The following is a 14,430-nucleotide window of genomic DNA, read 5'->3' as shown; positions in this document are numbered from 1 at the left end:
GATATCCGGGCGCAAGCTGTGACAGCAAATTCTGCCCTGCAGAAATGCTTTTCGTTTGCGTCGGGTTGAACATGAACCAGGCCCTTGATTGCCAGCAATGCGCCGAGCCGTAAACGACGTCAAATGCCACCAGCTTGTATCTGTCCAGCTCCTGCCGGGACCATTCCGGAAAGACGAACACAAGAGATCGGCATCGCACCCACCGCATGGACGGTGAGAGATGCCGCACCGGTGTTTGTACGAACCGCACGCAGATGGATGCGGATGGCATCGCCATAAGTCTTCGTTACATCTGCCGTCGAAATGATTTCGCTAAAGGAACTCTTTTGCCCTGCCCAGAATTCAAAGCGAAAGAGTTGAAGTGGCGTCTACTGGTCCCTGACCGCGTGAGAAGAGACCTCCAGATCCGGCATAATCGATCGATTTCGGGAATCCAGCCTCCCGCCCTTCAAAGCGACCGGATAATCGTGCGAACGGATATTTCAAACCTGGATGAACGCGTTTCTATTTGCCTGTCCACCTGCCATTCAATCGCAGCACCTCCTGCGGCTCCTTTCCAATCATGTGTTTATAGTCCACCTCCGACAGCGCTCATAAGAGGATAAGCGCGAACGGGCGAGAAGCCCGGCGGTGATTGTTGAAGACCAGCCCGCAACGCCGCGTCTTCGGCTTCGAACCAGTTGCGCAGCGCTACTGTCCGCTCTGGGTTGCGGTGCGTCGGCTTCAAGATCTGGTGTGCAGGGTCACAGAATGGCTTTGACCGATTGCAACACGTTGGCAGATGGCACAGCGGAAATATCGCAAGAGGTGGTCCTGTGCGATCTGGTCTGCCGTAAACTCGGTCGGGGCTCGATGAATAGAATAATGAAAAACCCCGCTCAATGGCGGGGCTGAAATGTCGATGTAAATTGTCTGCGAGGCCGGTCCCTCTGGCGCAGTTCGCTCCATGCAAGGTGATGCTTTCAGACCTGTGCGCCTCGCATTTCTTCTAGACCTATCCTAAGAGAGGGCAACGATGAATGTCTCCTCTCGATTTTGTTGAAGCATTGCCTCAAAACTGTTGAGACGTCGAACTATTTCTTCGCTGTAGCAACAAATGTGTCAGTATAAACTGTAGCTTTATGTTTAGCGATGACGACTTTTGCGTTATCGGTTCTAATCTCTGTGCGCCCCAACCTGACCACGACATTTCCATTCAGTTGAGTTGTGGACTTGGAAATGCTCTTCAGATGGTCTGCTTTCATTTGGAATGATGGCGCCTTCGTTTCCGCATGAGCGTTGAAAATCAGCGAACACATGGCGAAACCGGCTAAAATCAATTTTGTTTTGGAATGCATGTTCATTTCCTTCCTTAATAAGAGAAGTAAACCACACACACTTCAAAACAAAAGTCCCCAAAATTTGCCCCTAAGGAATGAGGCACGCCGTCGAAAGCAGATGCGGCTCCGGCTGAAAACTGGTTGCCGGAGCGGGAATTGAACCCGCGATTTCTTGGGCATGAAGCAGCACAACTCGTCGGGTAATGATGCGCCTCAAGCTTCGCGTCGAAGACGAAAGTCATTTCGCACCCGAAACAAGGTTTTTTGCGTGGTCAATGTGGCCGGGGCGGACGACCGCCTGCTCATCCGCACTCATCTTGCCAAAGGCAGGAATATTGTCTGCCGCTCGCCTTTGCGATGAGGCGGCTCTTCCCCGCCTCAATGGCATCAATCCCCTTACTGTGCTTGCGATAGGTGTCATTGGCACGATACATGGGCGCAGCTTCTTCCCGAGCGCTATCCAGTTTCCAGTTCAATGAACCGAGAAGGCGGCTTGTGTTACCGCCCGCTTTCTGAGCGGCGTCACCAAGATCAGTTCCAAGGTTCAGCGCACGATTTAAGTCAGTCATCGTTGACTTTCCCTCCGTCATGCGGGGGCGATAGCCCATCAGCGTGCGTTCGATACTATCTCGCGCAAGATTATCAGCCGGGTCGACAAGCTGCGGAACACCGCGACGCAAGATATCGTCAATATGACTGATGACTGGCGATAAATCCACGGCACAACCGTCAGCCCTGGCCGCATCATAATGGATGTCTGCTGTTTTCTGCCGCAAGTCTTTCAGAGCATCAAGGCGTTGAGCGGCAGTATCACCCGCGTCAAACCCGTCGGCACGCGCGCTTGCAAGTCGGTCGCCTTGAGCTGTCTGGCGCCTTGACCTGTCTGGCGCCTGACAGGCGTCTCAACAGTGCCCTGACGGGCACCGTTTGCATTGCGAGGAGGGTTGAAATTGCGCGGCGTCACAGCCCGGAGCGTCCGCAACATTAACCACATCCTGGGCGCCCGCGCGCGCATTGCTGACAGCGTTGCCAGGATCGTCCACCATACGACTTGACTTGCCTGGCATCGCGTTCCATGCGCCCTTGGCATCAGAGGGCTCCGGGTTGAGGCGCGCACCGACAGTGTCGATAGCAGATTTTACAGCCGCACCAACGCTGGAGAAAGCCGACGCCGTTTCAATTTCAAACCGGCACACCTAGTTCTTGACTGTGTCCTCTAAAAAGAAGCGGCCGAGCGGGTTTTGATAAAAACCATCGATGTTTTTTCCCGTCACATTGATATAGGGGCTGTAGTAAAGGTCGATCCAGTTGACGTCATCTTTTGCCATTTTTTGCAAATCGACATACATTTCTTCGCGCTTCTTCGGATTAAGCTCAAGGCGCGCAGCGGCGACAAGGTCCTTCACCTTCTCATTATGATAACGCGTCATGTAATTCATGTTGGTATCGTGTCCCAACACAAATGTGGTTTTCTGATCAGGATCGAGCACGTCATTGGTCCAGTACATAACCGAAATATCATAATCACCGGCAATCAGCATATCCCAGCTTTGGCTCGGATCGACTTTCTGCAAATTGACCGTAACGCCCGCCTTCTGAAGCTGCTGCTGTAGAAGGACGGCAATCTGCTCGTCGGTTTCGTTGCCGGCATTCACGATATAATTAAGCGAAAGATCGGATGCACCGGCATCGGCGAGCATCTGCTTGGCTTTCTCAGGGTCATAAGGACGCTTCAGGTTATCCGCATAGTGATAGAGCGCACCTTTTGGAATGTAGGAATTGGCGACCTGACCAATACCGAAGGTTACAGTATCGACAATCGATTGTTTATCGATCGCCATATCCAGCGCCTGCCGGACTTCTTTTTTTGCCAATGCTCCATGCTCATGATTGATGAGAAGGTGGTCTTCGCGTGTCGAAGTATCTTCCAGAACCTTGAGATTAGGGTCTTTTTTCAGTTCGGCCACACGAGAAAACGGAACAAAGATGGCGGCATCCAACTGTCCGGCCTGCACATTGAGCATCCGTGTGTTGTCGTCTGGCACCGAAATCCATTCAACACCATCAAGTTTGACGCGATCAGCCTCCCAGAAGTTCGGGTTTTTCTTGAGGATGACACGATCGCCGCGTCGCCATTCCTCCACCACAAACGCGCCGGATGCGACAGGCTTTTCAGCGTAGGCATCTTCGCCCATCTCCTCCAGACCCTTTTTGGAAAGGACGGAGACGTTGGGCAAAGCGAGCGTGGAAAGGAACGGCGCCGAAGGCGTCTTCAGTTTAATAACCAGTGTCTGCGGATCGGCAGCTTCTGCCGTATCCACGACTTTATAGGAGTCACTCCAGAGTGAAGCCGGATTATCGCGAATTCGCAATAAAGAGAAAGCCGCATCTTCTGCGGTGATCGGCGATCCATCAGAGAATTTCGCGTCGCGCAGTTTAAAAGTGTAGGTGAGACCATCATCCGAAACAGCCCAGCTTTCAGCGAGTCCCGGCTCAAGTTTCGTACCAGTCCTATCGACGCGTACAAGAACGTCATAGACATTCGAAAACACCCAGTTGTCGATGTTCTGAGCGGTTTTAATCGGATCAAATGTTGAGGAATCCTCGCGACGACCAATAGTCAACACACCAGCAGCTTCTGCAAGCGCTGTACCAAATGTGATCGTTGTCATGACGGTGACGAGGCCGAGCTTCATCCAGTTTTTTAACATAGCTATATTTCCCCTGTTATTTTTGGTTATTTTCAGATCAGTGTGGACGTGAATTCAGGATATCCTTGCCAGGAGGCGTTCTTCAAACAGTGATTTTGCAGGATCGATGTCGGGTATCGCTTCGATGAGTGCGGCTGTGTAAGCCTGTTTCGGATGGGCAAAAACGTCAGCGCTCAGACCTTCTTCGACAATTTCGCCATGATACATGACCACGACCCGGTCACAGAGATTGCGAACGACGGCAAGATCATGGGCGATGAAAAGCAATGTCAGTTGCATCTTGCTTTTAAGCTCGCGAAACAGATCGACAATCTGCGCCTGGATAGTGACATCGAGCGCTGCAATACACTCATCAGCGATGATGATTTTTGGGTCAACAGCCAGCGCCCGCGCAATGCCCGCACGCTGGCATTGCCCGCCGCTCAGACTGCGAGGCTTCCTAGCAGCGAAACTTTGGTCCAGTCCAACCAGATCAAGAAGCTCAGCAATCCGCTTCGGAATCTCTCTCACATCAATCTTGCCCTGAACGCGCAGAACCTCAGCCAAAGTATCGCCGATGGTCATGCGCGGATTGAGCGAGTTGAACGGATCCTGAAACACCATCGCTGCATCGCGGCGCAATGCTCCGCGTGCTTCCTTGCGATTTGCACTCAGCGTCAATCCGCCGAAAGTGATGCTCCCTTCCGCAATGGGTGTCAGGCCCATAATGGCGCGCGCGAGCGTGCTTTTTCCGCTACCGGACTCTCCGACAATGCCCACCGATTCACCTGAGCGAACTTCAAGGCTGACGCCTTTCAAGGCACTCAGTGTATGGGTTTTCAGGAAGCCACCGGCAACCGGATAGCGCACATGCAGATCATTGACCTGCAACAAGGGAGTCTCCCCTGAAACAACCGCAGAATGCACCGCGCCAAAATCGGGCATCGATGGGTGGCTTGCAATCAAGTTACGTGTATAGGGATCACGCGGCTGGCTGAGCACATCCTGCTTGAAACCTTGTTCCAGCAGTTTCCCGTTGCGCATCACCGCGATGCGGTCACAAGTTTGCGCGACCACGCCAAGGTCATGGGTAATGAGAATGATGGAGAGTCCGCGCTGATCACGAATTTGCATCAGAAGCTGGAGGATCTGCGCCTGGATGGTCACATCAAGCGCTGTGGTCGGCTCATCTGCAATCAGAATTTCAGGGTCACATGAAAGCGCCACCGCGATCATCGCCCGTTGCCGCATTCCGCCTGAAAATTCATGCGGATAGCTGCCATATTGGCGTGCGGGATCAGTAAAACCAACCTGTCCCATGATTTCAATGGCGGCGGCTTTAGCCTTGGCCTTATCCAGTCCTTTGTGAAAGCGGATGCCTTCCGCGATCTGATCGCCAACCTTCATGACCGGGTCAAGATGGCTGGTCGGATTCTGAAAAATCATCCCTATCTTGCCACCACGCACACCCAGCATATCTGCCTCGCCGGCCGCAACCAGATCAGTGCCATCAAGCATGACCGAACCTTCGGTGATTTTTAGAATCGACGAAGGAAGAAGCCGCACGATCGAGCGACATAGCAGACTTTTCCCTGATCCGCTTTCACCAACAAGTCCGAGAATTTCTCCCTTATGGAGATCAAGTGAAACCCGATCAATCAGCCGTCGCCGCTCATTGGGCAGTTCCGCTTCAACTTCAAGATTTCGGATGGACAAAACGGGCTTGTTCATTCGTGCACTCCCAGCGCTTCACCCAAACCATCGCCAAGCACACTGAAGCCAAAAGCAAGAAACACAATCGAAAGGCCGGGAAACAATGTGATCCACCACGCCGTGGTGACAAACGGCTGACCTTCGGCAACCATCACGCCCCATTCAGCAACTGGTGGCTGGACCCCCAATCCTAGGTAGCTGATGGCCGCGCCATTCAGCAGCACGAGAACTGCATCAGACATAACGAAGACCAATGAGCCCGCGATCGCATTGGGCAGAAGGTGGCGGAACATGATCCGGAATCGGCTGAAGCCAAGACTTTCGGCTGCAACTGCATAATCGGTAGACTTCAAGACAAGGATTTGAGCGCGCACCAGACGCGCGTAGGAAACCCATCCAACCAGTGCCATGGCAATATAGAAGCTCGCGAGGCCAGGCCCTAAGATCGCGATAATGGACAGCATCAGCACCAGAAATGGGAAGGCCAGGATTATATCGATCAGACGCATCAAGATCGCATCGATAATCCCGCCAAAGAAGCCCGCTATCGTGCCAACAACCGTACCGATGGCAAAGGGAAATATCACGCCGAAAATTGCGATTTGAAGATCAATGCGTGCCCCCCAGATAACCCGCGAAAACACATCGCGTCCGAAATTGTCAGTCCCGAATGGATGCAGCCATGAAGGCTGCTGTAAACGCATATCAGCATTCTGAATGACGGGATCGAAAGGTGCCAACAGCGGCGCTGCAAAGGCCAGCAGCACAAAGAACGTGAGAACGCCAATTCCAATTGCCAATGTGGTGCGACGGCCTAGAAAACGACGCCAGTTCATGCGTGGGAGAGGCAACAGACCTGCTTTCATAGCTTCACCCGTGGATCAAGGGCGACCGTCGCAATATCTGCCATGAAATTGACCAGCACCGTGGCGCAGGCGAAGACCATGGCAACGCCCTGCACCACCATATAATCGCGCGAGAAAATGGCTCGCACCAGCAGCTGTCCCATGCCGGGCAGTGCAAAGACGCTCTCCACCACCACGGTGCTGCCGATCAGCCATCCTATATTGACTGCGAGAAGATTAACCGTGGGCACCAGCGAATTGGGCAGGACGTGCCGCCAGAACACGAGGCTTTCCGGCATACCGCGTGCACGAGCAGCTGTGGCAACATCCGAATTTAATGATTGAACCATCGCAGCGCGAAGACTGCGGGCAAGAACCGTCGAAAGCGAAAGTGCAATTGTCAGACTTGGCAATATCAGATGAGAGAGCTTTTCGCTCAATGAATTGCCATAGCCGGAAACCGGCAGCAGATCGAGTTTGACGCTGAACAGGATAATCAGCATCAAAGCCAGCCAGAATGGCGGAAATCCAATGCCGAATGTCGAGACCGTTCGGATGACATGATCGCTGATTTTGCCGCTCTGCCGGGCTGCAATTGCAGCCAAAGGGAGCGCGATGAGGACGGATAGAATGACACTGCAGATTACCAGCATCAAAGTCGGTTCAATTCGCGTGGCAATCAGTTTGAGCACATCAATCTTGTAGAGGATCGATTTGCCCATCTCACCGTTGAAAATGTTGCGCAAAAAATAAAGATATTGCAGCCACATCGGTTCATCGAGCCCATATTGCGCGCGAATATTGGCAATAGCCGCAGGCGTTGCGCGTGTGCCAAGCAAGACACGCGCCGGATCACCCGGAATGAGCCGCACCAGCACAAATGTGATGATGCTGATACCGAACAGAACCGGCAATAATTGTAGCGGACGACGGAATACGAACTGAAAGCGATGCATGAGCTGCGCAGTTTCTCCCTGAAAATCTGATCTATCGAGAGGAACGATGTCGATTGAGAAAGCCGGTTAAAGCGGGATAATAATAGGCCGGATTTTCATAGAATGGCATATGGCTGGCATGTGGCACCACATGCAGTTGCGCATTTCCCAAGGCCATTTTCATCCGCAAGGCGCAGGCGGGTGTGAGTTCATCATGCTCACCGACAGTGATCAACACCGGCACTTCAATTCTGCCCAGATCGGCGATACGGTTCCAATCTTTCAGGTTGCCAGTGTAGAGAAACTCATTTGGACCTTGCATCGTGCCATATGGCCCCATGTTCCAATCATCGAGCGAACGTGTGACCGGCGCAGGCCATTCAGCCAGGCGACAAACATGCCTGTAATTCAAAATGGTTATCGCTGCGGTATATTCGGGATGATTAAGTGTCCCCTGCGCTTCATGCTTTTGCATCATCGCAACAGTTTCAGGACCAAGAGCACTGCGTAGCCGTTGCAATTCGCTGACAAGATGCGGCATGTCAGCCACCGTATCTTGCAGAATAAGCGTCTTAAGATTTTCAGGATAGCTCAGTGCATAGTCAATACCGAGCCACCCACCCCACGAATGCCCCAGCAAATGAACTTTGCCAAGACCGAGCGCCTGACGCACAGTCTCCGTTTCCTCGACATAACGGGCTATTGTCCATAAAGCCGTGTCGGTCGGACGATCCGATGCACCCGTACCCAGCTGATCGAAAGCAACAACCCGATAACCGTCATCAATCAGGCATGAATGTGCATCGCGCAGGTAGTCACAGGGCAGACCCGGCCCGCCGTTCAGGCAGAATACCACGTCATCGCCGGTTCCAAAACTATAGGCCACAACCTTATGAGTGCCAACAGACACTTCATACCGGTCATCCGGTTTCATCTCACGCCACATATGTTCCCCGATCGCTGCTCCGACTCGTTTCCCGCGTCGAATTGCCAGCATCATTTTTCTTTTGATCTTGGACCGAATAAGTAGACTACGCCAGCTATAAGAAGTGATAGGATGCAGATGGAAAAGCTCTTGGGGAGAGAGTTTGACGGGAGGGAGTTTCGGAGATCGGGATGCGCGACCAGATTGAATGCTTCAGGCAAAGCTTCACAGCTCACAAGACGCTCGACGGGCGGATTGACGAAATATTTCTGGCTATGAAGCCGCTTGGCTTCGAGGCTCTGATCTATGACTACACTCCATCTGCCTTCGATATGAATGGCGAGATGATGGGGCCATCGCTGATGAAACTGCGCAATATCAGCGACGACATGCCGGAATTCTGGGCTGAAAAAGGCTATTTTCGTATTGACCCAGTGCAGCGTCTCGCCTGTCGCGCATCCGTTCCATTCTTCTGGAATTATGATGGGAAATCAGAATCCTTGCTGCAGGAATTCATGACGGAAGATACGGCACCCGTCGCAAATTATCTGCACGAGCGCGATATCTCGGCAGGTGTCACGGTTCCCATTCATATGCCGCATGGCGATTACGCAACCGTCACCGGCGTCTTCTCGGGCACACGATCCGATTTCAAGCAGCGCGCCCTGCGTTATGTTGCTGATTTTAATCTGATGGCGCAAATTTTTCACCAAACCGCCTATGAACTGTTCGATGAGCGCATCCGCGGCATTGGCAAGGTCCATCTGACCGATCGGGAACGTGAATGTCTGCGATATGCAGCCGAAGGGCTCTCTGCAAAGGAGATATCCCGTATCATTGAGCGGTCCGTACCAACAGTGGTGATGCACCTGAATGCGGCATCTAAGAAGCTCGGCGCAAAAAATCGCACGCAGGCAGTCGTACGCGCCACCCGCGCCCGTCTGCTCGATGCGTGATTGCAGCGACACCTATAAGTTATGATAGCTGCCGCAGGTCATTAAGCGGCGTTATGGTTCTCCAAAAAAACAGATAAATGGAGGACCAATTGGCTTCAATCACCCAAACGGAAGGATACGCCCCTTTCCGTGACTATCAAACCTGGTATCGCATTACCGGCTCGCTCGATTCAGAAAGGCTTCCGCTCGTCGTCGCTCATGGCGGCCCGGGCTGCACACATGACTATGTGGACGCCTTTAGCGATATTGCAGCGCTCGACGGGCGCGCGGTGATTCATTACGATCAACTTGGCAATGGAAACTCGACACGCCTCACGGATAAGGGTCCAGATTTCTGGAGGGTCGATCTCTTTCTGGAAGAACTTGACACCCTGCTGCGGCATCTTGGCATTCAGGAGCGATATGCTTATCTCGGTCAGTCCTGGGGTGGCATGTTGGGTGCAGAACACGCGGTTTTAAAGCCTGCGGGACTGAAGGCACTCATTATTGCAAACTCGCCCGCGAACATGCACACATGGGTGGCGGAGGCCAACCGCTTACGGCGCGAACTTCCCGTTGATGTGCAGGAAACTTTGTTGCAGCATGAAAAAGCGGGCACGCTGGCAGATCCTGCATATATCGCCGCATCGCGTGTCTTTTATGATCGGCATGTCTGCCGCTTACATCCTTGGCCAAAGGAAGTCGCACGCACCTTTGCGATCATGGACGAGGACAATACCGTCTATCGCAATATGAACGGTCCGACAGAATTTCATGTCATCGGCACGATGAAGGATTGGACCATCGAAGACCGCCTCAGCCGCATTCAGGCGCCCACCCTTGTCATCTCAGGCCGTTACGATGAAGCAACGCCACTTGTTGTGAAGCCCTATGTGGAAAATGTTCCAAACAACAAGTGGGTACTCTTTGAAGAGTCCAGCCATATGCCACATGTTGAAGAGCGCGATCTGTGCATGAAGACTGTATCTGACTTTCTGAACAATGTGGAAAGGCTTTGAACGCAACGTGATGAGATGAACTCTGCGACTTTGTCCGCATTTCGGTGGTTAGTCCCGATAACTGTCTGTTTTCGTTATCGCCGCTGCTGCGCAGAGAAAGACAATGATCATGCTGCGCATTATGCGCAATGAAGGCTTCAGAAAGCCGTGGCGATGACCCGTTGCAGATCAATCCACGCCCGGCATGGGCCCGGTCCGGGCAGGATTTAAAGTTGTCCGGACCTGTTTTGTGATGAAGCGACGCCGCCATCCCGGCAGACCGATAGATCCAGAACGCACAATCGTCGTGCAGCCCGCGCAGAGCTATCTGCATTTACAGGCTGGAAGGCATGCGCGGATTGCGAGAGCAAGCTGTTGCTTGCCTTAGCTGGCAAGGGAGTCCCTGTCGATGTGCTCACCGCCAGGCATCATCACAACCGCGATTTTGCTATCAGGCGATTGATGAAATCAAGCTTTTCAATGACCGGGACCGGCAAGACGAAAGGATAGATGTCGGCTTGCCCCATTGAGCGCTGGAAGCTATTCAATGCGAGGCTGATCGGCACCCATGCGTCAACGAGTTGTTGAGCGGAGGTTGCCCTGTATGGATCAAAACGCACTTCCGTTTCCAGATCCTGATGGTATTGCGGATCAATCGAAAGTCCAAAAGCGCGTGCAGTTTCCAGCGTGTCGACAATATGAAAATAATGCGCCCAGCATTCCGCAAAGTCTTCGGAAGGATGGCAGCTGGCATAGGTTGAAATAAAATGCTCCGGCCAGTCTGATGGCGGGCCTTTCTCATAATTTCTCTTCAAAGCAGCCGCGTAATCATCGCGTTCGTCACCAAACAATATCCGGGCCTCTTGAAGCAAGTCGGATTGGGCGACCAGCTGCTGGAAGTAAAAATGACCGATTTCATGGCGGAAATGACCAAGGAGTGTGCGGTAAGGTTCCCCCATCGAGACGCGGACGGCCTCGCGCACGTCGTCATCAGCCTCAGCCGCCCGCAAACTGATCAGGCCGTCCTCGTGACCAGTCATGGCCGGTATCAGCTCTCCATCAGGACCGACAGCGTCCTCCAGAAAATCAAAGACAAGTCCATGCCGCGCATCGACATCGCGGCCGGGACACGGCAAACCAAAACGCAGGATTGAATAGAAAAGATGCCTTTGGGCTGAACCGATCTTGTGCAACCGCTCCCGGTCTTCCAGACTTTGCGTTCTCGGCAGGGTTCGATTATAGCGCGCAGGAATGGCGAAACATTGCGGATCGTCGGATCGGATCAGCCAGTTGCTCCCGTCGATCGTTCTGTTGGCACAGAAGCGCCAGCTTTCACCTTGGCGCGAAGGAATTGACCAGAGCTCGTCGTCGATTGGTTGCAGACTATGCAGTGTCAGGGTATCCGCGACAAAGCCCAACGGGGCATTGCCTGCGCCCATACTGAAGGTATTTTCAAAGTAGATCGGCAATCCACTGATATCGCATTCAAATAGACGCATAGGGCTATCCCAGGTTGGTTTGTGCATGAACGCTTGAACGCTGAAAAAGACGCATTGGAAACCACACTGGTGAAAAAATTTGTTTTTTGATGTGTGAGCGGAACAACCGGCCCCGTTCGCAGTTTCCGACTCCAGATTGCAAAGGAGATCGGGATGCTTATTCGGGTTGGATACGAAATTGCAGTGGAAGTCACATCTCCGACAGCCGTTTATACATATCTGAATGTGCACCCCCAGCATCACAAGGATATCGTCTGGGCCTGTTCGGAAGAGATCGCGGGAACCAGACATATCGACATCCATGGCAATGAATTTGTGCGCCAGACCTTGCCAGCAGGTGAGACTGTGCTCAGTCACGATGTCATTGTGGAAAACAGCGGTCTGCCGGATATTTTCGACGAGAATGCCGCACAGGTTGATCCGGCGCTTTTGCCGACAGAATGTCTCCCCTATCTTTTGGGCAGCCGCTATTGCGAAACAGACCGGATGTCGCAAATTGCCTGGAACCGTTTCGGTCACTACCAGGGCGGTGCGGAGCGGGTGCGTGCCATCTGTGATTTCGTGAATGCCCATTTGAGTTTCTCCTATGGCTATGCCCGATCGACGCGCACAGCACTTGAAGCCTATAATGAACGTGTGGGGGTTTGCCGCGATTTCGCACATCTGACAATCACATTGTGTCGGGCTCTGAATATTCCCGCGCGCTATGCGAATGGCTTCATGGGCGACATCGGCGTGCCTGCCGATCCGTCTCCGATGGATTATAATGCCTGGGTTGAAGTCTTTCTTGACGGGCAATGGTTTACGGTGGACGCGCGGCATAACCAGCCACGGATCGGTCGAATTCTCGTCGCGCGTGGTCGCGATGCCAGTGATATCCCGCTGTTCTCAACCTTTGGTCCGCACCGACTCAACAGGTTCGAAGTATGGACCGAGGAGTACAGGGGATTGCAGTCGAATGTCGGCAAACATACTCGGCCGGCAAGAAGAATCTCGACGCGTTACGGACCTGCGGGTCGCTCACCGCGCGATCTCGGAGTGAGCCCCTTTGTCAACTGCATGATTTGAAAGTGATATCCGTGCAGCCATTTGATGAGATGCTCAGCCATGGCGAGCGTATTCGCCAACCTTATCAATATCTCAAGCAGTGGCTGGACCAGCAGGATCAGCACAGACTTCTGCAAAAAACACAGGATGCGGAAAGCGTCTTTCGAAAAACCGGCATCACCTTTGCGGTCTATGGTGATCAGGACGCTGCGGAACGGCTTATTCCGTTCGATATTATTCCGCGGATCATTTCCGGTCAGGAATGGCGAAGGCTATCGCAAGGCATCGAACAGCGCGTGATGGCGCTCAACGCTTTTCTTGATGATATTTATCATCGTCAGGAAATAGTCCGGGCTGGCGTTGTTCCAGAGCAGCTCATCACCAATAATGAGGCATTCCTGCCCGAAATGATCGGGGTTCGTCCGCCGGGCAATGTCTACACGCATATTATCGGCGTTGATATCGTGCGGACTGCTGAAAACCAGTTTTACGTGCTGGAAGACAATGCGCGCACGCCTTCCGGTGTTTCCTATATGCTGGAAAACCGTGAAACCATGATGCAGCTTTTTCCGGAGCTGTTTCAGAATGTGAAGGTTCGCCCGGTTGAGAACTATCCGCAATTGCTGCGTCAGTCATTGGCAAGTGTTGCACCACCCGGAACGCAAGGGGTGCCGACTGTCGCCGTTCTCACGCCGGGCATCTACAATTCCGCCTATTTCGAACATGCGTTTCTGGCCGAACAGATGGGTATACCGCTTGTCGAAGCGCGTGATCTGCGCGTTGTGGATGGCCGTGTCGCGATGCGAACGACAAAGGGCTATCGCACCATCGATGTGCTTTACAGGCGCGTTGATGATGATTTTCTTGATCCGTTGACATTCCGCCCAGACTCTAAGCTCGGCGTCGCGGGCATCATGGATGTCTATCGTGCTGGCAATATAACGATTGCCAATGCGCCGGGCACAGGCATTGCCGATGACAAGGCCATCTATTCCTACATGCCGGAAATCGTCGAGTTCTACACCGGCCGCAAGGCGATCCTTGAAAATGTACCGACATGGCGCTGTTCGGAACCCGATAGTCTTGCCTATGTGCTCGATAATCTGGCCGATCTGGTGGTCAAGGAAGTGCATGGATCCGGCGGCTACGGAATGCTGGTTGGGCCTGCTGCAACCAAAGCCGAGCGCGATGCGTTTGCTCAAAAACTCAAAGCACGTCCACGCAACTATATCGCACAGCCGACATTGGCACTCTCGACAACGCCAATCTTTACCGAAAGCGGTCTTGCGCCACGTCACGTCGATTTGCGTCCTTTCGTCCTGGTGTCGGATCGTATCCGGATCACACCCGGTGGGCTGACACGGGTAGCGCTCAAGGAAGGTTCGCTTGTTGTGAATTCGAGCCAGGGTGGCGGCACCAAGGACACCTGGGTCCTCGACGATTAAATCCTGAGCAGAGATCGAAGTCATCGACCGGTCGCTGCGGGTTAGGCAATTGTCGGGTCGTGGAACTCTAACATCTCGG

At 53.1% G+C, this 14,430-nt stretch carries 13 protein-coding genes; 4 read left to right on the top strand and 9 right to left on the bottom strand.

The window, feature by feature from the left end; translation table 11 throughout:
* Positions 1–1,073: 1,073 nt before the first annotated feature.
* The 8 genes from ABWV94_RS19645 to ABWV94_RS19610 all read right to left on the bottom strand — a co-directional run bounded on the left by ABWV94_RS19645 (position 1,074) and on the right by ABWV94_RS19610 (position 8,448).
* The gene (locus ABWV94_RS19645; protein WP_353415065.1) at positions 1,074–1,337 is read right to left on the bottom strand and encodes a hypothetical protein; all 264 of its coding nucleotides are present in this window, start codon (positions 1,335–1,337) and stop codon (positions 1,074–1,076) included.
* 284 nt (positions 1,338–1,621) lie between these two features.
* Positions 1,622–2,095 carry a hypothetical protein gene (locus ABWV94_RS19640; protein ID WP_353415064.1) on the bottom strand — a complete coding sequence of 158 codons (474 nt, stop codon included), beginning with the start codon at positions 2,093–2,095 and terminating at the stop codon, positions 1,622–1,624.
* Positions 2,096–2,100: 5 nt separating this feature from the next.
* Positions 2,101–2,304, bottom strand: coding sequence for a hypothetical protein (locus tag ABWV94_RS19635; RefSeq protein WP_353415063.1), 204 nt, complete (start codon positions 2,302–2,304; stop codon positions 2,101–2,103).
* A 211-nt stretch (positions 2,305–2,515) separates the two neighbouring features.
* Entirely contained in the window at positions 2,516–4,015 is a 1,500-nt protein-coding gene (locus ABWV94_RS19630; protein WP_353415098.1) for an ABC transporter substrate-binding protein, read from the bottom strand.
* Between the two features lie 69 nt (positions 4,016–4,084).
* Entirely contained in the window at positions 4,085–5,740 is a 1,656-nt protein-coding gene (locus ABWV94_RS19625; protein ID WP_353415062.1) for a dipeptide ABC transporter ATP-binding protein, read from the bottom strand.
* Positions 5,737–6,588 carry an ABC transporter permease gene (locus tag ABWV94_RS19620; protein WP_353415061.1) on the bottom strand — a complete coding sequence of 284 codons (852 nt, stop codon included), beginning with the start codon at positions 6,586–6,588 and terminating at the stop codon, positions 5,737–5,739. Before ABWV94_RS19620 ends, ABWV94_RS19625 begins: the two co-directional genes overlap by 4 nt.
* Positions 6,585–7,523, bottom strand: coding sequence for an ABC transporter permease (locus ABWV94_RS19615; RefSeq protein WP_113499685.1), 939 nt, complete (start codon positions 7,521–7,523; stop codon positions 6,585–6,587). The genes ABWV94_RS19620 and ABWV94_RS19615 overlap by 4 nt, the downstream gene beginning before the upstream one ends.
* A 31-nt stretch (positions 7,524–7,554) precedes the next feature.
* Positions 7,555–8,448: a proline iminopeptidase-family hydrolase gene (locus ABWV94_RS19610; RefSeq protein WP_353415060.1), complete on the bottom strand. Its 894-nt coding sequence runs from the start codon at positions 8,446–8,448 to the stop codon at positions 7,555–7,557.
* A 170-nt stretch (positions 8,449–8,618) separates the two neighbouring features.
* On the opposite strand from ABWV94_RS19610, the gene ABWV94_RS19605 reads away from it, so the two are divergent.
* Positions 8,619–9,383, top strand: coding sequence for a helix-turn-helix transcriptional regulator (locus ABWV94_RS19605; protein WP_353415059.1), 765 nt, complete (start codon positions 8,619–8,621; stop codon positions 9,381–9,383).
* 89 nt (positions 9,384–9,472) lie between these two features.
* Positions 9,473–10,381 carry a proline iminopeptidase-family hydrolase gene (locus ABWV94_RS19600; RefSeq protein WP_502905194.1) on the top strand — a complete coding sequence of 303 codons (909 nt, stop codon included), beginning with the start codon at positions 9,473–9,475 and terminating at the stop codon, positions 10,379–10,381.
* Between the two features lie 410 nt (positions 10,382–10,791).
* On the opposite strand, the gene ABWV94_RS19595 is transcribed toward ABWV94_RS19600, so the two are convergent.
* On the bottom strand, positions 10,792–11,859 hold the full coding sequence (locus tag ABWV94_RS19595) for a zinc-binding metallopeptidase family protein (RefSeq protein WP_353415057.1): 1,068 nt from the start codon (positions 11,857–11,859) through the stop codon (positions 10,792–10,794).
* A 153-nt stretch (positions 11,860–12,012) separates the two neighbouring features.
* Between ABWV94_RS19595 and ABWV94_RS19590 the strand changes: the two genes are divergently transcribed.
* Together ABWV94_RS19590 and ABWV94_RS19585 are read left to right on the top strand one after the other, a co-directional pair.
* The gene (locus ABWV94_RS19590) at positions 12,013–12,927 is read left to right on the top strand and encodes a transglutaminase-like domain-containing protein (RefSeq protein ID WP_353415056.1); all 915 of its coding nucleotides are present in this window, start codon (positions 12,013–12,015) and stop codon (positions 12,925–12,927) included.
* An 11-nt stretch (positions 12,928–12,938) separates the two neighbouring features.
* The gene (locus tag ABWV94_RS19585) at positions 12,939–14,351 is read left to right on the top strand and encodes a circularly permuted type 2 ATP-grasp protein (protein ID WP_353415055.1); all 1,413 of its coding nucleotides are present in this window, start codon (positions 12,939–12,941) and stop codon (positions 14,349–14,351) included.
* The last annotated feature ends 79 nt before the right edge of the window (positions 14,352–14,430 follow it).

The organism is Brucella sp. NBRC 12953, assembly GCF_040369775.1.
Taxonomy (GTDB): domain Bacteria; phylum Pseudomonadota; class Alphaproteobacteria; order Rhizobiales; family Rhizobiaceae; genus Brucella; species Brucella pseudogrignonensis.
Note: the sequence above shows the minus strand (reverse complement) of the source record. Positions and strands in the feature narration are given on the sequence as shown.

Bases quoted from the DNA above. Each gene is read 5' to 3' on its own strand.
- ABWV94_RS19645 (WP_353415065.1), bottom strand. From the start codon at position 1,337: ATGCATTCCAAAACAAAATTGATTTTAGCCGGTTTCGCCATGTGTTCG.
- ABWV94_RS19635 (WP_353415063.1), bottom strand. From the start codon at position 2,304: ATGTTGCGGACGCTCCGGGCTGTGACGCCGCGCAATTTCAACCCTCCT.
- ABWV94_RS19630 (WP_353415098.1), bottom strand. From the start codon at position 4,015: ATGAAGCTCGGCCTCGTCACCGTCATGACAACGATCACATTTGGTACA.
- ABWV94_RS19625 (WP_353415062.1), bottom strand. From the start codon at position 5,740: ATGAACAAGCCCGTTTTGTCCATCCGAAATCTTGAAGTTGAAGCGGAA.
- ABWV94_RS19620 (WP_353415061.1), bottom strand. From the start codon at position 6,588: ATGAAAGCAGGTCTGTTGCCTCTCCCACGCATGAACTGGCGTCGTTTT.
- ABWV94_RS19615 (WP_113499685.1), bottom strand. From the start codon at position 7,523: ATGCATCGCTTTCAGTTCGTATTCCGTCGTCCGCTACAATTATTGCCG.
- ABWV94_RS19610 (WP_353415060.1), bottom strand. From the start codon at position 8,448: ATGTGGCGTGAGATGAAACCGGATGACCGGTATGAAGTGTCTGTTGGC.
- ABWV94_RS19605 (WP_353415059.1), top strand. From the start codon at position 8,619: ATGCGCGACCAGATTGAATGCTTCAGGCAAAGCTTCACAGCTCACAAG.
- ABWV94_RS19595 (WP_353415057.1), bottom strand. From the start codon at position 11,859: ATGCGTCTATTTGAATGCGATATCAGTGGATTGCCGATCTACTTTGAA.
- ABWV94_RS19590 (WP_353415056.1), top strand. From the start codon at position 12,013: ATGCTTATTCGGGTTGGATACGAAATTGCAGTGGAAGTCACATCTCCG.